18 protein-coding genes are annotated in these 18,200 nt (G+C 71.4%); 9 read left to right on the top strand and 9 right to left on the bottom strand.

All coding sequences use genetic code 11. The features are described 5' to 3' along the window. Positions 1–79: 79 nt before the first annotated feature. Genes H4687_RS39925 through H4687_RS39915 form a run of 3 tightly spaced genes read right to left on the bottom strand, consistent with a single transcriptional unit; the run spans position 80 to position 3,413 of the window. Positions 80–829: a succinate dehydrogenase/fumarate reductase iron-sulfur subunit gene (locus tag H4687_RS39925; protein WP_046917179.1), complete on the bottom strand. Its 750-nt coding sequence runs from the start codon at positions 827–829 to the stop codon at positions 80–82. Next, on the bottom strand, positions 826–2,784 hold the full coding sequence (locus H4687_RS39920; RefSeq protein ID WP_046917178.1) for a fumarate reductase/succinate dehydrogenase flavoprotein subunit: 1,959 nt from the start codon (positions 2,782–2,784) through the stop codon (positions 826–828). Before H4687_RS39920 ends, H4687_RS39925 begins: the two co-directional genes overlap by 4 nt. 2 nt (positions 2,785–2,786) lie before the next feature. Beyond that, the gene (locus tag H4687_RS39915; protein WP_046917184.1) at positions 2,787–3,413 is read right to left on the bottom strand and encodes a succinate dehydrogenase; all 627 of its coding nucleotides are present in this window, start codon (positions 3,411–3,413) and stop codon (positions 2,787–2,789) included. Positions 3,414–3,650: 237 nt separating this feature from the next. Here H4687_RS39915 and H4687_RS39910 point away from each other — a divergent pair, with 237 nt between their 5' ends. Further along, complete coding sequence (locus tag H4687_RS39910) at positions 3,651–4,535, top strand: LysR family transcriptional regulator (RefSeq protein WP_046917177.1); 885 nt, start codon at positions 3,651–3,653, stop codon at positions 4,533–4,535. A 136-nt stretch (positions 4,536–4,671) separates the two neighbouring features. Here the strand turns inward: H4687_RS39910 and H4687_RS39905 are convergent, their stop codons facing one another. From H4687_RS39905 to H4687_RS39895, 3 genes are all read right to left on the bottom strand, one after another. Continuing rightward, a complete protein-coding gene (locus H4687_RS39905) occupies positions 4,672–6,816 on the bottom strand; it encodes a putative bifunctional diguanylate cyclase/phosphodiesterase (RefSeq protein ID WP_046917176.1) in 2,145 nt (714 codons plus the stop codon). Beyond that, on the bottom strand, positions 6,813–7,625 hold the full coding sequence (locus tag H4687_RS39900) for an SAM-dependent methyltransferase (protein ID WP_046917175.1): 813 nt from the start codon (positions 7,623–7,625) through the stop codon (positions 6,813–6,815). Before H4687_RS39900 ends, H4687_RS39905 begins: the two co-directional genes overlap by 4 nt. Positions 7,626–8,015: 390 nt before the next feature. Then, a complete protein-coding gene (locus tag H4687_RS39895) occupies positions 8,016–9,026 on the bottom strand; it encodes an SCO0930 family lipoprotein (protein ID WP_046917174.1) in 1,011 nt (336 codons plus the stop codon). Between the two features lie 274 nt (positions 9,027–9,300). Between H4687_RS39895 and H4687_RS39890 the strand changes: the two genes are divergently transcribed. The 3 genes from H4687_RS39890 to H4687_RS39880 all read left to right on the top strand — a co-directional run bounded on the left by H4687_RS39890 (position 9,301) and on the right by H4687_RS39880 (position 11,452). Continuing rightward, the gene (locus H4687_RS39890) at positions 9,301–9,924 is read left to right on the top strand and encodes a hypothetical protein (protein ID WP_318787725.1); all 624 of its coding nucleotides are present in this window, start codon (positions 9,301–9,303) and stop codon (positions 9,922–9,924) included. Between the two features lie 16 nt (positions 9,925–9,940). Then, positions 9,941–10,705 (top strand): bestrophin-like domain, encoded by a 765-nt coding sequence (locus H4687_RS39885; protein ID WP_050398609.1) that lies wholly within the window; start codon positions 9,941–9,943, stop codon positions 10,703–10,705. 225 nt (positions 10,706–10,930) lie between these two features. After that, entirely contained in the window at positions 10,931–11,452 is a 522-nt protein-coding gene (locus tag H4687_RS39880; protein WP_046917521.1) for a hypothetical protein, read from the top strand. Positions 11,453–11,615: 163 nt separating this feature from the next. Here H4687_RS39880 and H4687_RS39875 read toward each other — a convergent pair whose 3' ends face one another. Continuing rightward, the gene (locus H4687_RS39875) at positions 11,616–12,107 is read right to left on the bottom strand and encodes a hypothetical protein (protein WP_046917520.1); all 492 of its coding nucleotides are present in this window, start codon (positions 12,105–12,107) and stop codon (positions 11,616–11,618) included. A 342-nt stretch (positions 12,108–12,449) separates the two neighbouring features. On the opposite strand from H4687_RS39875, the gene H4687_RS39870 reads away from it, so the two are divergent. Continuing rightward, entirely contained in the window at positions 12,450–13,121 is a 672-nt protein-coding gene (locus tag H4687_RS39870) for a class F sortase (RefSeq protein WP_046917519.1), read from the top strand. Positions 13,122–13,161: 40 nt separating this feature from the next. On the opposite strand, the gene H4687_RS39865 is transcribed toward H4687_RS39870, so the two are convergent. Then, the gene (locus tag H4687_RS39865; protein WP_046917518.1) at positions 13,162–14,019 is read right to left on the bottom strand and encodes a polysaccharide deacetylase family protein; all 858 of its coding nucleotides are present in this window, start codon (positions 14,017–14,019) and stop codon (positions 13,162–13,164) included. 146 nt (positions 14,020–14,165) lie between these two features. Here H4687_RS39865 and H4687_RS39860 point away from each other — a divergent pair, with 146 nt between their 5' ends. The 4 genes from H4687_RS39860 to H4687_RS39845 all read left to right on the top strand — a co-directional run bounded on the left by H4687_RS39860 (position 14,166) and on the right by H4687_RS39845 (position 17,125). Then, positions 14,166–14,627, top strand: coding sequence for a universal stress protein (locus tag H4687_RS39860; RefSeq protein ID WP_046917517.1), 462 nt, complete (start codon positions 14,166–14,168; stop codon positions 14,625–14,627). A 404-nt stretch (positions 14,628–15,031) separates the two neighbouring features. Next, positions 15,032–15,577 carry a sigma-70 family RNA polymerase sigma factor gene (locus tag H4687_RS39855; RefSeq protein WP_020115161.1) on the top strand — a complete coding sequence of 182 codons (546 nt, stop codon included), beginning with the start codon at positions 15,032–15,034 and terminating at the stop codon, positions 15,575–15,577. A 156-nt stretch (positions 15,578–15,733) separates the two neighbouring features. Continuing rightward, positions 15,734–16,249 carry a hypothetical protein gene (locus H4687_RS39850; RefSeq protein ID WP_046917516.1) on the top strand — a complete coding sequence of 172 codons (516 nt, stop codon included), beginning with the start codon at positions 15,734–15,736 and terminating at the stop codon, positions 16,247–16,249. 216 nt (positions 16,250–16,465) lie between these two features. Beyond that, positions 16,466–17,125 (top strand): hypothetical protein, encoded by a 660-nt coding sequence (locus H4687_RS39845; RefSeq protein WP_046917515.1) that lies wholly within the window; start codon positions 16,466–16,468, stop codon positions 17,123–17,125. A 119-nt stretch (positions 17,126–17,244) separates the two neighbouring features. Here H4687_RS39845 and H4687_RS39840 read toward each other — a convergent pair whose 3' ends face one another. Next, a complete protein-coding gene (locus H4687_RS39840; RefSeq protein WP_046917514.1) occupies positions 17,245–18,114 on the bottom strand; it encodes an Fpg/Nei family DNA glycosylase in 870 nt (289 codons plus the stop codon). Positions 18,115–18,200: the final 86 nt, after the last annotated feature.

The following is an 18,200-nucleotide window of genomic DNA, read 5'->3' as shown; positions in this document are numbered from 1 at the left end:
CCCCGACAGGGGCGCGGGGAGCCGAGCGGCCGGGCCCGCTCCGGCCCGTACCCCGTTCGACCGGCCCCGCACGGGGCTGCTACCGCCTCCCGCCCTTCCGCGTGGCCCGCAGCCATTCCTTGTTCATGCTGGTGATGGACATCAGCGGGATCCCCTTGGGGCAGGCGGTCGCGCACTCGCCCGCCAGCGTGCACCCCCCGAATCCCTCCTCGTCCATCCGCTCCACCATGTCCAGCACCCGCGTCTCCCGCTCGGGCGCCCCCTGCGGCAGGACGTTCAGATGGTTGATCTTGGCGGAGGTGAACAGCATCGCCGCCCCGTTCGGACACGCGGCCACGCAGGCCCCGCAGCCGATGCACTCCGCGTGTTCGAACGCGAGGTCGGCGTCCGGTTTCGGGACGGCCGTGGCGTGTGCCTCCGGCGCGGCGCCGGTCGGCGCGGTGATGTATCCGCCGGCCTGGATGATCCGGTCGAACGCCGTCCGGTCCACCACCAGGTCCTTGATCACCGGGAAGGCCGACGCCCGCCAGGGCTCCACGTCGATCGTGTCGCCGTCCGCGAAGGACCGCATGTGCAGCTGGCAGGTCGTGGTCCGCTCCGGTCCGTGCGCGTCCCCGTTGATGACCAGCGAGCACGCCCCGCAGATGCCCTCACGGCAGTCGTGGTCGAAGGCCACCGGGTCGTCACCGCGCAGGATGAGGTCCTCGTTGAGCGTGTCGAGCATCTCCAGGAAGGACATGTCGGGCGAGATGCCGTCCACCTCGTACGTGGACATGGCGCCGTCGGCGTCGGCGGCCCGCTGCCGCCATACGCGCAGGGTGAGCTTCATGCGTAGCTCCGCTGGGTGGGGTGGACGTACTCGAAGACGAGGTGTTCCTTGTGCAGGACGGGAGCCGTGCCGGTCCCCGTGAACTCCCAGGCGGCGGCGTACGAGAACTCCCCGTCCCGGCGCTCCGCCTCGCCGTCGGCCGTCTGGGACTCCTCGCGGAAGTGACCGCCGCAGGACTCGGCGCGGTGCAGCGCGTCGAGGCACATCAGCTCGGCGAGTTCGAGGTGGTCGACGATCCGGTTGGCCTTCTCCAGGGACTGGTTGAACTCCTCGCCCGTCCCCGGCACCTTGATCCGCCGCCAGAACTCCTCCCGGATCTGCGGAATCCGTTCCAGCGCCTTCCGCAGCCCGCTGTCGGTGCGGGCCATGCCGCAGAACTCCCACATCAGCTCGCCGAGTTCGCGGTGGAAGGAGTCGGGCGTACGGTCGCCGTCGACGGCGAGCAGCAGGTTCAGCCGGTCCTCGGTCTCGGCCAGTACCTCCTGGACGACGGGGTGTTCGGGACCGATGCCGTCCTGCTCCGGGTGCCGGGCGAGGTAGTCGTTGATGGTGGCCGGCAGCACGAAGTACCCGTCGGCGAGCCCCTGCATCAGCGCGGACGCGCCGAGCCGGTTGGCCCCGTGGTCGGAGAAGTTGGCCTCGCCGATCGCGAACAGCCCGGGGACGGTGGTCTGCAGGTCGTAGTCCACCCACAGCCCGCCCATCGTGTAGTGCACGGCCGGGTAGATGCGCATCGGCACCTCGTACGGATCCTCGTCGGTGATCCGCTGGTACATGTCGAAGAGGTTGCCGTACCTGGCCTCGACGGCCTTGCGCCCCATCCGCGCGATGGCGTCGGCGAAGTCGAGGTAGACGCCCTGCCCGCCGGGCCCGACGCCCCGCCCCTCGTCGCAGACGTTCTTCGCGGCGCGGGAGGCGATGTCCCGGGGGACGAGGTTGCCGAAGGAGGGGTAGATCCGCTCCAGGTAGTAGTCGCGCTCGTCCTCGGGGATCCGGTTCGCCGGCCGTTGGTCGCCGCGCGCCTTCGGCACCCAGATGCGGCCGTCGTTGCGCAGCGACTCGCTCATCAGCGTCAGCTTGGACTGGTGATCGCCGGTGCGGGGGATGCACGTCGGGTGGATCTGGGTGAAGCACGGGTTCGCGAACAGCGCCCCCCGCCGGTGCGCCCGCCACACGGCGGTCGCGTTGGAGTTCATGGCGTTGGTCGACAGGTAGAAGACGTTGCCGTACCCGCCGCTCGCCAGCACCACGGCGTCCGCGAAGTACGTGTCGATCTTCCCCGTGATCAGGTCCCGGGCCACGATGCCGCGCGCCCGCCCGTCGACCACGATCAGGTCGAGCATCTCGGTGCGCGGGTGCATCTCCACGTTCCCGGCCGCGATCTGCCTGCTCAGCGCCTGATAGGCACCCAGGAGCAGCTGCTGACCCGTCTGGCCCCGGGCGTAGAACGTCCGCGACACCTGGACACCGCCGAAGGAGCGGGTGTCGAGCAGCCCGCCGTACTCGCGGGCGAAGGGCACGCCCTGGGCCACACACTGGTCGATGATCTCGACGGAGATCTGCGCGAGCCGGTGGACGTTCGACTCCCGCGCCCGGAAGTCGCCGCCCTTGACAGTGTCGTAGAACAGCCGGTGGACCGAGTCACCGTCGTTGCGGTAGTTCTTCGCGGCGTTGATACCGCCCTGGGCGGCGATCGAGTGGGCACGACGGGGGGAGTCCTGGTAGCAGAACTGGACCACGTGGTAGCCCTGTTCGGCGAGCGTGGCGCCCGCCGAGCCGCCCGCGAGCCCCGTACCGACGACGATCACCGTGTGCTTGCGGCGGTTGGCGGGGTTGACCAGCCTGGCCTCGAAACGGCGCTTGTCCCAGCGCTCGGCGATCGGGCCGCCGGGGGCCTTGCCGTCGACGACCGGGTCACCGGCGGTGTAGTCCGTGAATGCGGAGGACGTGGTCATGGTCAGCTCACCACTCCGGTCATGACGGCGAGGGGTACGGAGACGAAGCCCAGGGTCAGTACCAGGGCGAGCACGTTCGCGGTGGCCCTCAGGGCGCGGTCGCGGGTGCGGCTGCCGGCGCCGAGGGTCTGGGCGGCGCTCCAGAAGCCGTGCCGCACGTGCAGGCCGAGTGCGAGCACCGCGGCGATGTAGACGACGTTGCCGTACCAGGTGGAGAAGGTGTCGATCACGTTCTGGTACGGGTGTCCGGCCTCGAAACCGCCCGGGTGGACGGTGCCGGTCGTCAGGTCGAGGATGTGCCAGACGATGAACAGGCCGAGGATGACGCCGCCCCAGCGCATGGTGCGGGTCGCGTAGCTCGCCCGGCGCTTCTTGTGGACGTACGTGTCCGGCCGGGCCCGGAGGTCCCGGCGGCTGAGCTGGTAGGCGGCGGTGGCGTGGGCGACGACCGCGGTGACGAGGACCACGCGGACGATCCACAGGGCCCACTCGTGGTGCAGGAAGGGCTCACCGAGGGTGCGCAGCCAGTGGGCGTAGCCGTTGAACTCGTCCGAGCCGAAGAAGATCTTGAGGTTGCCGAGCATGTGGACGACCAGGTACGCCAGCATGATCAGTCCGCTGACGGCCATCACCGTCTTCTTGCCGAGGGAGCTGTCCCACACCGAGCGCACCCGGGATGGTTTCCGTCCCGGCCGTCCCGGCCGTCCCGTCCGTTTCGAACGTTCCGCCGGTCCCGGACCTTTCGCCCGTTCCGTCCGCGTTGCCAGAGCCATGCCCACGACGCTAGAGCGGCAACACCCCATCGGTCCAAGACATGGAACAGCTCGATTCGATAGCCGGAGACTATCGTCCCGTATCGTGGAGGGATGCAGTTCCAGCAGCTCCAGTACTTCGTCGCGGTGGCCGAGACCCGGCATTTCACCCGGGCCGCCGAGCTGGTCCATGTGGCGCAGCCCTCGCTCTCGCAACAGATCAAGACGCTGGAGAGGGAGTTGGGGGCGGAGCTCTTCCGGCGGGCGCGAGGCAACATCACACTGACGGACGCCGGTGAGGCGCTGTTGCCGCTGGCCCGGCGGATCCTCGCCGACACCGACACCGCCCGGCACGAGGTGCAGGAGCTGGTCCAGCTGCGCCGGGGGCGGGTCCGGCTCGGCGCGACCCCGAGCCTGTGCACGGGGCTGCTGCCCGACGTGCTGCGCGCCTTCCACGACCGCTACCCCGGCATCCGGCTGCTGATCGAGGAGGGCGGCTCCCACGACCTGGTCCGCCAGCTCGCGCGCGGCGCCCTGGACCTGGCTCTGGTGGTCCTGCCGCTCCCCACGCCCTCCCCGGCCCTGACCACGGTGGAGCTGCTGCGGGAGGACCTGGTCGTGGTCTCCTCGCCGGACGCGCCGAGGCCCGGCGACGGTCGCCGTACCGTCCGTGTGTCCGACCTGGAGGGCGAGCGTCTGGTCATGTTCCGCCACGGCTACGACCTGCGGGAACTCACCGTCGCCGCGTGTCGCTCCGCGGGGTTCGAGCCGGATTTCGCGGTGGAGGGGGGTGAGATGGACGCGGTCCTGGGGTTCGTCCGGGCGGGGCTGGGTGTGGCCGTGGTCCCGCGGATGGTCGCGACGCGCTCGGGGCGTGGCCTACGGGTCACCCCCTTGGCCCGCCCCGGTCTGCACCGGACCATCGCGCTGGCTCACCGCAGCGATGTGGCTCCGCCTCGGGCCGCGCGGGAGTTGCAGCGGATGTTGGTCGAGCGGTGAGGGTTCGCCGGTGTTCCCGGTCGCGCCGTCGGTGGGGAGCGTCGTTGCGGTCCGCGGGCTCGTCGTGGTCGATCGCGCAGTTCCCCGCGCCCCTGGAGGGGCGCGCTGCACGCGTCGGCGGCTGGGAAGGAACCTCCTACCCCGTCGCGTCCACCAGTGCCAGTTCGTGGAGCCGCTCCGGCGGCCCAGGGCGGGCGTAGTACCAGCCCTGGGCCGTGTCGCAGCCGAGGATCCGCAGCTGTTCGGCCTGGGCGCCCGTCTCCACACCCTCGACCGTGACCGCCAGATCGAGGCTGTGGGCCAGGGAGACGATCCCCTCGACGATCTTCAGGTCGACGGGGTCGGCCGGGAAACGCTGCATGCTCTGGGTGAAGGACCGGTCCAGCTTCAGGACACGGACCGGCAGCCGGCGGAGGTTGGCGAGGTTGGAGTAGCCGGTGCCGAAGTCGTCGAGGGCGATGTCGACGCCCATCTCGGAGAGCCTGCGCAGCGGTTTGAGCAGGTCGTCGTCGGCGCCGATCAGGGCGGACTCGGTGACCTCCAGGCAGAGGGCGTCCGGTTCGAGTCCGGCGCGCTCCAGGATGTCCACGGTGTCCTGGACCAGCCCGGGGTGGGTCAGCTGGCACGGGGAGAGGTTGACGTTGACGCGCAGCGGTTCGGTCGCCCCGCTCCCGCCGTTGCGTTCCTGCCATGCGCGGGCCTGACGGACCGACTGCTCCAGGACCCAGCGGCCGAGCGGCACGATCAGGCCGGTGCGCTCGGCGAGCGGGATGAAGCGGTCGGGGCCGAGGACGCCGTGCTGCGGATGCAGCCAGCGGACCAGGGCCTCGGCGCCGCGCACGGTGCCGTCGCCGAGGTGGACCAGGGGCTGGTACTCGATGAAGAACTCGCCCCGGTCCAGGGCCGCGGGCAGCGCCGTCGTGAGCCCGTGCCGGGTGATGGCGCGGGCGTCGGCCTCCGCGTCGGCGACCTCGTAGCGGTTGCCGCCCGCCGACTTGGCCCGGTACATCGTGATGTCGGCGCTGCGCAGCACCTCCGCCGGGCCCCGCTCCCCCGCCGGACCCTCGACGATGCCGATGCTGCCGCGGACCAGCAGTTCCCGGCCCTCGATGCGCACGGGGGTGACCAGCGCGTTCATGATGCGGTCGGCGAGTTCGTCGACCTCGTGCTCGGTGTCGGTGCCGGTGGTCAGCGCCACGAACTCGTCGCCGCCGAGCCGGGCGACCATCTCACCGGGCGCGGTCGCGCAGGACTGGAGCCGGTCGGCGACCTCGACGAGCAGCCGGTCGCCGGCCGCGTGTCCGAGGCTGTCGTTGATGGTCTTGAAGCCGTCGAGGTCGAGGTAGCACAGGCCGAAGCGCTGACCGTCGCCCGCCGCGAGGGCCTTCTCCAGGCGCTCGAAGAACAGGGTGCGGTTGGGCAGCCCGGTGAGCGCGTCGTGCGTGGCCTCGTAGCGGAGGCGGAGGTTGAGCAGCCGGCGCTCGGTGGTGTCCTCCATGAGGGCCAGCTGGTACTGGGGCCGGCCGTCCGCGTCCCGCAGCAGGGACACCGTCAGGTTGGTCCACAGGACCGTCCCGTCCGGCCGGTGGAACGCCTTTTCGGTGTGGTAGTGCTCGCGTTCGCCGCCGACCAGTTCGTCGTACAGCCGCCACACCTGGGGCGCGTCCTCGGCGTGTTTCCACTCGGGGACCCGGCGCCCGCGCATCGCCTGCTCGGTGAGCCCGAACATGCGCAGCAGCGCCCCGTTGACCTGGAGGATGTTGCCGTCGAGGTCGGCGATGCCGATGCCTATGGCGGCGCCCTCGAACACCGCGCGGAACCGGGCCTCGGTGGCGTGCAGCGCGAGGGCGACCGCGCCCTGGGCCTCCAGCGCGGCGCGGGCGATGGCCTCCTGCTCCGCCAGCGTCCGCTGCCTGAGCGCCTCGGCGAATCCGGCGGCCATCGAGGACTGCAGCCGCCCGGCACGGGCCCGCAGGTCCTCCTGGGGGCCGTCTCCACCGCAGTAGAGCACCAGATAGGCGCCGACGCAGTCCAGGGTCTGGCTGAGCGCCTCGGGTTCGGTGCAGTGCGCCTCGACGAGGGCGGCGCCGACGGCCCTGCCCGCCTCGGCGTCGTACGTCCTCGCCCGCAGTGCCTCGCTCAGCCTGCGGGCGAGCGGCAGCAGTCGTTCCTCGAACTCGGGCCGGGTCAGCGACGTGGAGGTGGCGGGGAAGACCGCGCGGCTCCAGATGGTCGCGAACCGGCGGAGTCTGTCCTCCGGCCCGTCCGGCTCCGCCCTCACGCCTTGGTCCCCACGCCGGCGAACTGCGCGTAGGCGTACGGATCCTCGTCCTCGGAAGCCGTGTCGGGCCGCCACTCGGCCATCGGCACCACTCCGGGTTCCACCATGTCGTACCCCTCGAAGAACCGCGCGACCTCGTCGGACGTGCGCATGGTCAGCGGATTGCGAATGTTCCGGTACACGTCCACCACGCCCGCCGCCCGCTCCGCGGGCAACGGGATTCCCTCACGGCAGGCGTGCGAGACGATCATCAGGCTGCCGGGCGCGAGGGCGTCGCGCAGCTCCGCCACCGCTCCGTACGGGTCGTCCGTGTCCTCCACGAAGTGAAGTATGGCAACCAGGAGCAGCGCCACCGGCCGGTTCAGGTCGATCAGTCGGCGGACATGGGGGCTTTCGAGGATTTGCCGGGGCTTGCGGAGGTCGGCCGCGACCACGTCCACGTCGTCGTTCCCCTTCAGAACCTCCTGGCTGTGTGCTACGGCGACGGGGTCGTGGTCGACATAGACGACCCGTGCGCCGGGGCTGGCCTCCTGGGCGACCTCGTGCACGTTTCCGAAGGTGGGGATCCCGGATCCGATGTCCAGGAACTGGGTGATGCCCGCGTCGGCCGCGTACCGCACGGCGCGGCGCATGAACGCCCGGTTCGCCTGCATGATCTTGGGCAGGCCCGGCACGTGCTCCATGGCCCTGCGGGCCGCTTCCCGGTCGACCTCGAAATTGTGCGAACCACCCAGGTAGTAGTCGTAGATGCGTGCCACGGACGGCATCGAGATGTCGATGCTCCGCGGCGCCCAGGCGGGACGCTCCATCTGTGTACTCCAGCGCTTCGGGGGTGGTGTGGGCGATCCGGTGTTCGAGCTGAGGCTACTGATCGCCCGCCGAAGGGGCGAGTAAAAACGGAAATTGACCGTCCGTTCAACGTCGCCGCCGATGCCACCTGCCCAACCACCGCCCCTGCCATGCCCGTTCGCCCGTGGCGGTTGCGCCTGCCGGAGAACCCTGCCGGAGAACAGCGGGCCCGGACGGCCCGGTTCGGGCGGGTCCGGGCATACGAAGCGGTCCGCCCCCTCCGTGCGGTGCGGAGGGGGCGGACCTGATCGGCCGCGCTGATGTGGTGCGTCCGGCACTCTCTTCTCGTCCACTCCCTTCCGCGTGCGGTGATGTGAATGGCGAGGCGGTCCACCCTGGGGAAGGTGTCCTTACTTCTGCGCGCCGATCGGCTCTCCGTCGCCGTTGATGGCGAACCAGGTACCGCCGACACCCTGGCCGTTGGTGTCGCCGGGCGACTTGTCGTTGGCGAAGGTGTAGAGCGGGATGCAGTTGATGGTCTGCTGCTTGAAGCCGTCAGGACGGTCGAAGACCGTGTAGCCCTTCAGCAGGATGCCCTTGGTGTCGTTCTTGTCGACCGGGGCGACGACGGGCCACTTGTCGAGGCAGGCGCCGGTGCACTTGGTGGACATCGGCCACTGGGTGTCCTTCATAAACCGGTAGACCGTCATGCCGTTCTTGTCGACGACGATCTCGCCCAGCTTGGCGTCGTTGCGGGTGGTCAGGCCGGCCTGCTCGACCGCCTCGCCCCCGCCGCCACCGGTGCCGCCCGTGCCGCCGCCGGTGCCGCCGGCCTTGGTGGAGGCCTTCTTGCCGTTGGGCGCCGAGGCGAACCAGGAGCCCTTGACGCCCTGGCCCTTGATGTCGCCGGCCTTGGTGTCCTTGGCGAAGTAGTACATCGGCCAGCCGCCGACCGTCAGCTGCTTGGTGCCGTCGGGACGGCTGACCTCACCGAGCAGGGCCTTGTCGACGCCCTCGGCGGCGGTGGCGCCCGAGGCGGGAACCGGCGGCCAGGTGGTGGCGCACTCGCCCTCACAGGTCGTCTTCGGCGGCTCGAACGAGTCCTTGTCGAAGCGGTACAGGGTGCGTCCGGCGCTGTCGGTGAGGACCTTGCCGTACTCGTCGCTGTTCCACACCGTCAGCTGGCCCGCGGAGGCCGCCGTGGTGGACTGGGCCTGGTCCGAGGTACCGGAACCGGCCGCGCCGACACCGGCCGTACCGGTACCGGTGCCCGCTATGGTGCCGGCACCGAGCGTCGGGGAGGAAGCGGCGCCCACGTTCTGCGAGGACGTCGACCCCTGTTCCTGACCGCACGCCGTCGTCAGCACCAGTACAGCCGCAGCTGTCGCTACGAGTGAGGCGCTCCGCCAGGAGGTCTTCATTCCAACTCCCCGTGTATCCGGTGGGTGTTGCAGCGCCCTGTTGCGCCGCTTGCTGGTCCTAGGTACGGGCGGGAGTGGCCGAAGTGTTCAATGCGGCCGGATTTTCTTTCCGGAGTCTGTGGCGCGGTGCCGTCCGTCAGCCCGCGAGGACCTCGAACGAAGGGTCAGCGTCGGGCATCCGCACTCAAACCTTCGGGGCCCGTTCTTCCCCCATCCGGAGCAATCCGCCCGTGCTCCCGCGTACGCGGGCGCGCGAGCCCGGATGATCTGCGACGTGCAAGGACCCCAGCGGACCCGATCCGCTCTCGCCCTACGGCTGTCGGCCCTGCTCGCACTGACCTGGCTCCTCGGCGGAGCACCGAGCGGCACGGCGGTCGCCGACGCCTGCGCGTACGCGACCGTCGGCCCGGACAGCTCCGGCGCGGTCGCCGTGGCGATCGGGGGCACCGACTCCTGCGAGCCGCCCCCGTCGCCCACGCCCACGCCCCCTCCGCCGCCGACCCCGTCGTGCCCGCCGGAGCCGACCCCCACCCCGACACCTCCGCCGCGGCCGAGACCGCCGTCGCCGACGCCCACCCCGGACCCCGCTCCGGACCCCCCGCCCGCCCCGAAGCCGAAGCCCACCCCGCCCCCGAGGCCCGCGCCACCGCCTCCCCCGCCGCCCGTCACCGAGGCGCCCCGGCCCGCCCCCACCCCGACTCCCGTGCCGAGGACGAAGGCGCGGCCCGACCCCGCGCCCAGCGTCCGCCCCGAGGTCTCGCCGACCCCGGTGAGCTATCCGCCGTACCGGGCCCCGGCCCACTCCGCTGCCAAGCGCTCCGGTCCGTCCCTCGTCTCGCTCGCCCTGCTCGTCACCGTGCCCGCGGTGTTCGCCGCCGCCGCACTGCGTCCGCGCTGATCCCTGGAGGAACCTCTTGTCGGAATGGCTTGTTCTCACCCTCGCGATGGGGGCGGCCTGTCTGGTCGTCCTCATCGTGGCCGTAGTACGGCATCACGCCGCACCGGCGGACGAGGACCCGTCCGAGACCCCGGACGTCATCGAGTACATCACCATGATGATCGGCGTGGTGTACGCCATCGTGCTGGGCCTGGCCATCGCCGGTGTGTGGGAGGCCCGCAGCGCCGCCCAGGACCAGGTCCAGGCGGAGGCGCAGGCCCTGCACGAGATCAGTGAGCGGGTGCGGGTGTATCCGCAGGACGTGCGCGACCGCATCCGCGGCGACATCGACGCGTACGTCGGCCATGTCGTGTCCACCGAGTGGAAGGTCATGGCGGAGAAGGGCGAGGTGACCGACCGCGGCGCCGAGCTGTTCGAGACCGTCCGGCACGACGTCACCGACTACGAGCCGCGCAGCGACTTCGAGGCGCAGGCCTATCAGCCGCTGCTCGACCAGGTGGCGACGGCCGACGCCGCGCGCGGCAGCCGCGCCGACTCCACCGGCGAGACCATGCCCGGCGTGGTGTGGTTCGGCCTGATCATCGGCGCCGTGGTGACGGTCGGCATGGTCTTCGCCCTGCAGATCCGGCGTACGCCGCGCGAACTCATCCTGGCCGGACTGTTCTCCGCCCTCATCGCGTTCCTGCTGTTCCTCGTCTGGGACTTCGACGCGCCCTACAGCCGAGGTCTGTCGGCCACGGCCGATCCGTTCCTGAGCCTGTTCCCGAACGCGGGCGGGTGACGGCACGTCGAGCCCGGTCCCGCGACCGGGGGGCGTGCGCCGCGCAGCGCACTCCCCCCGGTCGCGGGCGTGCCGGTCCCCTGTGCGGAGCACACGCGTGCCCCATTCGCGCTACTGCGATCGCGCCACCGGGCGTGTCTTCCTAGCGTTTCGGTCATCGAGGTGCATTTCAGACGCAGGCGGAAACGGTCCGCGGCAGGCTCCTCGGGGACCCGGAGGCTCATCATGCGCGCGATACGCGTCGCTTCGGCCGCTCTGCTGGGCGTGGCCGCCCTCTCCCTCACCGCTCCCGCCGCGCACGCGGCACGGGCCGGCGACATCACGTCGTTCGGTTTCGGTGTCGTGCCCTCGACGGTCGCCCCCGGCGGGCAGGTGCTCCTGCGTGTCGACGGCTGCCATCGCAGGACGACCGTGTCCTCGGGCGTCTTCGACTCCGTCGTCATCCCCCGGGGCCAGTCCTCGGCCACGGCGACCGTCGACCGGGACGCCAGACCGGGCACGGTGTACGAGGTGTCGTTCCAGTGCGGCGACGAGAGCGGCCGGACGGACCTCACCATCCTCTCCGGCCACCCGACGCATCACCCGACCCACTACCCCACCCGCGGCTCCCACGCCGGGGCCGGCGGCACCGTGGCCGGCTTCGACCCGCACGAGATCGGCCTCGGCGCGGCGCTCGTCGCCGGGGCGCTGGGCGTGGCCTGGCACCGGGCGCGCCGTCGCCCCGAGGACGGCGGCGGCCACTCCTGACCGGTGCCCCGCGCGGCACGGCCGTTCAGCCCTTCGCCCCGGAGACCCTCGTGGGCTTCCGGGGCGAAGGGCTGAACGGCGTGCGATCCGTGCTCCGAAGGGGTGGGCCGGATCCCGGGTGCGGACGCGGATCCTGTTCCGGGGTTCGGATCCGTTCCCGGACTCAGGCCTTGTTCTCCGCCCGCCGGCGCATCCAGAACACCCCGCCGCCGACGACCGCGGCGGTCACGAGCCCGCCGCCGATGGCGATGTCGGTCGACGTGGCACCGGTCGAGCTGCTGCCGCCGAGGCCGCCGCGGACCCCGCCGATGACGGTGAAGACGCCGGTGAACGTCTTCCGCTTGCCCTCGCAGTTGGTGGTGACGCTGTACGAGCCGGGACTGGCGTCGGCGTTGACCCGCACCGTCGCCGTGGCGGTCGGGCCGCCCATGGACCTGAGGTTGGTGGTGGGGAGGGCGTTGGAGCCGATGGTGCTGCCGGCGATCGCGCACGCGTCGCCGCCGCTGACGGTGAGGACGAGCTGCCCGCCGCGGGCGATGACGTTGGGGGTGGCCGTGACCGCGCTCGGCTGGTCCCAGGCGGTGGCCGTCGGCGCGGCGAGGCCGACCAGGGCGACCGCGGCGGCCGAGGCCGCCAGGACACGAGTAGTACGCATGTGATCCTCCGCGGAAGACGCCCCGGGTCCCGTCCCCGGTCGATCGGCGAGAAAACGTCTCCCAGAAAGACCCTCAGATGCCGTGCCCGGGCCCGCATTTCGGCACTGGTCCGTCCCGGTGAGTAGCGGGAGGAGGACACGCCGGGATATCTCCGCGCGATTCGATATCGCCGCAGGTCACGGACCGTCAGAAAATTCCTCCGGGTGACGGACCCGGATGGCGCAGAACTCCCCGCCCCGCCACCCGTTCGCACCTGCCCCGTCGCCTTCGCCGTGCGGCAGGCTTAGCTTTTCCGTATGCGCGAGGGACACGGCGACGGCCGGGTCGAGAGGGGATGGGACATGCATTCGTCCGGAGCGGCCGAGGCCGAATGGGAGGAGCCGCGGAAGAAGCGTGCTCCCTGGGGCGTGATAGCGCTTGTCCTGCTGACCGGTCTCGCCCTGATCCGCAACGGCTCGGGCGAGTTCGACGTGGGCCCGCCGCAGCCCGCGTCGGCGGCGGCCGCGGACAGTCGCCGCACCCCGCACGGCACCTTCACCAACGTCCCCGACCCGCTGCCGTACGCGATGGTCGACCGGGTGCGGATCCCCTCGATCCGGGTCGACGCGCCGGCCATGCCCGTGGGGCTGGACGCGCAGGGCTGGGTGGACGCGCCTCCGGCCCGCGATCCGAACCTCGCGGGATGGTTCACCGGCGCGGTCTCCCCCGGCGAGAAGGGCACGTCCGTCGTCGTCGGCCATGTCGACAACAACCAGGGCCCCGCCGTGTTCTACGGCCTCGGGGCGCTGAAGAAGGGCGCCAGGATCGAGATCCTGCGCGCGGACAGGAAGACCGCCGTGTTCGAGATCTACGGCATCGAGGTGTTCGCGAAGAACGATTTTCCGGGCGACCGGGTCTACGGGAACAGCGGAATTCCCGAATTGCGGGTGATCACCTGCGGCGGTGGTTTCTCCAAGCAGAACGGCTACGACGGGAACGTCGTCGTGTTCGCCCGCCTGGTCGAGGTGCGCTGACCGTGCCCCGGCCGGGCGGGCGGGAATCCACCGGAATGCGCTAGACGTATTTCCGCTGGGGCACGGTGATGCGATAGCCGGAATCCAGCAGTTCGGGCAGATAGTCGCGCAGGGCCCTGACGCTCTGCGAGCGGTCGCCGCCCGCGTCGTGGGAGAGGACGACGACACCGGGAGCGGCCCCGTCCTCCACCCGCCGGGCGATGGTGTGCGCACCGGGGGTCCGCCAGTCGAGGGTGTCCACGGTCCAGGCCAGCGGCTCCATGCCGAGTTCGGCGCCGAACCGGAACGCGGCCCGGTTCCAGGCACCGTAGGGGGCGCGGAACCACAGCGGCGGTTCGCCGTAGGCCTTCTCGATGATCTCGCTGGTGCGGGCCATCTCCGCGTGGATCCGGGACCGGGAGAGGGTGGTCAGCAGCGGATGGGACCAGGTGTGGTTGCCGACCGCGTGACCGTCGTCGGCCATCTCCCGCAGCAGGTCCGTATGCCGGACCGCCATCTCGCCGCACACGAAGAACATCGCCCGGACGTCGTGGTCGCGCAGGATGCGCAGGATGTCCGGGGTGTAGCGGGGGTCGGGGCCGTCGTCGAAGGTGAGCACCATGCTGCGGCCGCGGCCGTCCACCCGCAGGAACGGCTCGTGCCGGACGGAGGGCCGGACGAGGGTGCGGCGCCGGGGTGGCGGCCCGTATCCCGCGATGGGTCCGAGACGGTAGGAGGAGGGCTTGAGCGCCGTACGGCCCCCCGGGCCCGCCGCCGGGGCGGAGGCGCCGGCCGGTGCCGGGCCGGAGGCCCCGTCGTCGATGAGCAGAGCGGCGATGCCCGCCGTGGCGGACGAACCCAGCAGGGCGGCTCCGCTCGTCAACAGGTGGCGACGCGTGAACATCTGATCCTTCGTCATGACTCATCAGTCGACCAAGGCGGGGACGCCGCACCACCGCGACACCGGTGCGGTGGCATGGAAGCACCCGATGGGAGTAATCGTCCGCGCCCTCGCCGCACGCCCGGCGCACGCCGGGGCCCGGGTGCTCCGATAGCCTCGCGACCGTGACCGATCAGCAAGCACACCGGTTCGAACGGGGTACCGACGGGCCCAAGGTCGTCCTCGTCGGACTGGACGGCTCCGACACCTCGCTGCGGGCCGTGGCGTACGCCGCCGGCCTCGCCCGCCGCCAGCACGCGCTGCTCGCGATCGTGTACGTCCAGCCCCTCCTGGCGGCCGGGGCGGCGCTCGGGGTGCCGGTGGCCGGGACGACGGACGAGATCGCCGCGCACCTCGTCGCCGAGATCCGGGAGGCGGCCGAGCAGGTGAAGGGCATCTTCGAGGTGCGCTGGGAGTTCCACACCTTCCGCGGCGACCCGTACAACGGCCTGGTGACGGCGGCGGAGCAGCTCAAGGCGGACGCGGTCGTGGTGGGCGCCTCCCAGCAGGCCGGCCACCGCATCGTCGGCTCGGTGGCCCTGCGCCTGGTGAAGGCGGGCCGCTGGCCGGTGACGGTGGTGCCGTAGGTACGGCGGGGCCCTGGGTACGGCGGGGCCGAGGACTCGGGGAGCGGCCGGGTGTTCCCCTGGCTCCCCGTGACCGGCCCGTCCTGCGCCGCACCCCGGGACGAGCCCGGGCACTGGCAGGCGGCGGTCGCGGCGAGGAGGAGGACGGTGGGCGAGACGCCGACGGGACCCCGGTGTGCGGACATGGGCAAGCACCTCAGTCCTGTCCCATCCACTGACCAGTCGTCACGAATCCATATACAACGGCACACACCCGTCAAGTAGGCACATCGGTGCACCCGCGCACGCAGGACCCGTTCGGCGGCATACCGTTCGTCGCACCGTTCGCCGACAGGTTCGACCGCCCGCCGCACACCCGTGACCGGCCCCTGTCCTCCCGCGGCGCCCCGCGTTCCCATACGGCCATGACGGCCGGAACCACGATCACCTACGGGACGACCGCCGAACACGAGCTGGCCGAGCTCCAGCGCGAACACGGCCGCCCCCTCTTCGCCCTGCTGCTGCGGCTCTCCGACGGAGACCGCCATCGCGCGGAGGACCTGGTCCAGGAGACCTTCGTGCGCGCCTGGCAACACCCCGAGGCGCTGCGCGCCGACGACTTCGACTCCGTACGCCCCTGGCTGCTCACCGTCGGGCGGCGGCTCGCCATAGACGCGCGGCGGGCCCGGCAGGCGCGCCCCGCCGAGGTGGGGGACGCGGTGCTGGAGAACGCGCGTGTGATGGCGGATCACGCCGAACGGTCGGTGGCGACCCTCGATGTACGGGAAGCTGTGAAGACACTCACTCCCGAGCACCGCGAAGTACTGGTGCAGGTGTACTTCCAGGGTGCGAGTGTGGCGGAAGCCGCCGAGGCCCTCGGAATCCCGCCCGGTACGGTGAAGTCTCGCGCGTACTACGCGCTGCGCGCCCTGCGCCGGGTGCTTCCCGGATACGCGGCCGACCTGCGGTGAAACCCATGGCCGAGTCAAACCTCCGTAAAGCGCCTTGCTGAATACCCCGGTTGAGCAATCAGCTGTCTTCTATCCGTGTTCCGGATGGAGGCTCGGGCCCGTTCTCCGGGCCCGGGGTCGGGCGACGCGCACGCACCGGAGGAAGGCAGGGAAGGGATGCTGCACCAAGGGCAGGAGAGCACGGACGGCGCCGGCGGAGGCGAACTGGCCGTCCCGATGGCGTGGTTCTACGCCGAGTACATCGCGGAGGAGCTGCTGCGGACGGGCGACCTGATGCCGCCGACGTCCTTCGAGTTCCGAGCGGGGCGGGACGCCCTGGCGCTGACCATCTTCCTCTCGGACGCGGGCGGCGAGCTGTCCGGCATCCGGGTCGTCACCCAGCTGGAGACCTGGCTGTCGCTGACGGCGTACGACCAGCCGTGGCAGGACTGGGTGTGCGAACGCATGGCCGACTTCACCGCCGAGGCACTGGAGTCGGGCGGCCCGTCACCGGACCTGGAGCTGGCCGCCGCCGCGTGGCGCTGGCTGGAGGAGACGGAGCTGCTCGCACCCGACCTGGACGCGGTGCCGGGGGGCGGCGCGGTCCTCGGCGAGGACGACGGTCCGAAGGTCTGGACGCCGGCCTGGCGGCTCGGTCTGCCGCTGGGGCACCTGGCGATCCACCTCTTCTAGGACCTCTTCCGGCGCCGGCACCCCGCGTTCGGACGGCGGCCATCCGGATGTCGCGGCCCGGGCGGACCAAGTTTTTCGTTCTCGGACCAATCCGTGCGGCGGAGGGCTCCGAATCTTTTGGTTGGCATTGGCCGAGGCTTGAATGATTCGCCGGTCTGGTCCGTACCGGTGGGGGCAGGAAGCAACCCCCACCGCACACCGGCCCGAGGAATCGCCATGTGGTCCCAGGATCGTCATCACGACGTCGGCGCGTACGCGCTGGGCGTGCTGGACGAGGTGGATTCGTTCCACTTCGAGGACCATGTCCGCGGCTGCCCCCAGTGCGCGCTACAGGTCACCGAGTTCCGTCCGGCTGCCCGGCAGCTGATGCTCTACCGCAACGCCACACCGCGCTCCGTGCACCCCTTCGCGGCCCCCGGCCCCCGGATGCTCGGACGGCTGCTCGACGAGGTGGCCACCCGGCACCGGGCCAGGCGCAGGCGCTGGCTGTTCGCGCTGGCGGCCTCCGTGGTCATCGCCGTGGGCGGCCCTGCCGTGGCCGTTCTCGCAGGTCCGGGCGATGCTCCGGACACCGTCGCCGCCACCGACACCAAGACGGGCGTATGGGCCGAGGTCAAGGCCGAGGAGCGGCTCTGGGGCAGCGACATCGAGCTGAAGGTCAAGGAGGCCGACGGCGCCCACGCCTGCCGGCTCGTCGTGATCGGCAAGGACGGCTCCGAGGAGACGGCCGCCAACTGGAAGTCCCCCGAGGGCGCCGACAAGGCCTCCGAGATGATGGGGGGCACCGCCATGCGGCGCGAGGACATCAGCCACTTCGAGGTGCGCAGCCAGGAGGGTGAACTTCTGGTGACCCTCAAGGCCCCCGCCTGGCGCTGACCGGCCCGTCGAACCGCCTGCGAACCTGCGCGGAATTGGTCCGTACCTTCAATGGTTGCGGATCATGGTCGGCCTCGGATCCGGAGGACTTCCGGTGACATCCGGGCCGCGTCGGCGCCCTACTTGAGCAACCGTGACAGCCGTCGGTCGGCGAGCGGTTTGCCGCCCGTCTGACACGTCGGGCAGTACTGCAGCGAGGAGTCGCTGAAGGAGACCTCCCGGACGGTGTCACCGCACACCGGGCAGGGCTCACCGGCCCGGCCGTGCACGCGCAGCCCGCTCTTCTTCTCCGCCTTCAGCCGCCCGGCCGCCAGCCCCCGGGAGCGCTCCACGGCCTCGGTGAGCGTGGTGCGCAGCGCCTCGTAGAGATGCCGGGTCTCCTCCGGCCTCAGGGACGAGGCCAGCTTGAAGGGCGACATTCTCGCGGCGTGCAGGATCTCGTCGCTGTACGCGTTCCCGATCCCCGCGATCAGGCTCTGGTCGCGCAGCGCGCCCTTGATCTGCCGCCGCTCGCCCGCGAGCAGCCCGGCGAACCGGGTCACGTCGAACTCGTCGGCGAGGGGATCCGGACCGAGCCGGGCGACACCCGGGACCTGCGCCGGGTCCCGTACGACGTACACCGCCAGCCGCTTCTGGGTGCCGGCCTCGGTGAGGTCGAAACCCTCGCCGGTCTCCAGGGCGACCCGCAGCGCCAGCGGGCTCTTGCCGCCCGGCCGCGGCGGGGCGTCCGGCAGCCGGTCCTTCCACCGCAGCCACCCCGCGCGCGCCAGATGGGTCACGAGGTGCAGCTCTCCCCCGTCCGCCTCGACGCCGAGGAACTTCCCGTAGCGCCGTACGCCGGTGACCTCGCGCCCCTCGAACGCGGTGACCGGGGGGTCGTACGTCTTCAGCACGCTGATCGCCACGGGGAGCACGCGCCGTACCTGATGACCGACGAGGCTCCCCACCAGGAAGTCCCGGAGCGCTTCGACTTCGGGCAGTTCAGGCATACGTCAAGGGTGCCACGGGGTGCTTCGGGGTGCGTGGGGGCGCGTTTTCGGGTGCGGGTCCGGTGGGGCTTCCCGCGCCGTTCCCC

Source organism: Streptomyces stelliscabiei (assembly GCF_014873495.1).
Classification (GTDB): Bacteria; Actinomycetota; Actinomycetes; order Streptomycetales; family Streptomycetaceae; genus Streptomyces; species Streptomyces bottropensis.
This window is presented reverse-complemented; position numbering and strand designations above follow the sequence as displayed.

Bases quoted from the DNA above. Each gene is read 5' to 3' on its own strand.
- H4687_RS39925 (WP_046917179.1), bottom strand. From the start codon at position 829: ATGAAGCTCACCCTGCGCGTATGGCGGCAGCGGGCCGCCGACGCCGAC.
- H4687_RS39920 (WP_046917178.1), bottom strand. From the start codon at position 2,784: ATGACCACGTCCTCCGCATTCACGGACTACACCGCCGGTGACCCGGTC.
- H4687_RS39915 (WP_046917184.1), bottom strand. From the start codon at position 3,413: ATGGCCGTCAGCGGACTGATCATGCTGGCGTACCTGGTCGTCCACATG.
- H4687_RS39910 (WP_046917177.1), top strand. From the start codon at position 3,651: ATGCAGTTCCAGCAGCTCCAGTACTTCGTCGCGGTGGCCGAGACCCGG.
- H4687_RS39900 (WP_046917175.1), bottom strand. From the start codon at position 7,625: ATGGAGCGTCCCGCCTGGGCGCCGCGGAGCATCGACATCTCGATGCCG.
- H4687_RS39895 (WP_046917174.1), bottom strand. From the start codon at position 9,026: ATGAAGACCTCCTGGCGGAGCGCCTCACTCGTAGCGACAGCTGCGGCT.
- H4687_RS39880 (WP_046917521.1), top strand. From the start codon at position 10,931: ATGCGCGCGATACGCGTCGCTTCGGCCGCTCTGCTGGGCGTGGCCGCC.
- H4687_RS39875 (WP_046917520.1), bottom strand. From the start codon at position 12,107: ATGCGTACTACTCGTGTCCTGGCGGCCTCGGCCGCCGCGGTCGCCCTG.
- H4687_RS39870 (WP_046917519.1), top strand. From the start codon at position 12,450: ATGCATTCGTCCGGAGCGGCCGAGGCCGAATGGGAGGAGCCGCGGAAG.
- H4687_RS39865 (WP_046917518.1), bottom strand. From the start codon at position 14,019: ATGACGAAGGATCAGATGTTCACGCGTCGCCACCTGTTGACGAGCGGA.
- H4687_RS39855 (WP_020115161.1), top strand. From the start codon at position 15,032: ATGACGGCCGGAACCACGATCACCTACGGGACGACCGCCGAACACGAG.
- H4687_RS39850 (WP_046917516.1), top strand. From the start codon at position 15,734: ATGCTGCACCAAGGGCAGGAGAGCACGGACGGCGCCGGCGGAGGCGAA.
- H4687_RS39845 (WP_046917515.1), top strand. From the start codon at position 16,466: ATGTGGTCCCAGGATCGTCATCACGACGTCGGCGCGTACGCGCTGGGC.
- H4687_RS39840 (WP_046917514.1), bottom strand. From the start codon at position 18,114: ATGCCTGAACTGCCCGAAGTCGAAGCGCTCCGGGACTTCCTGGTGGGG.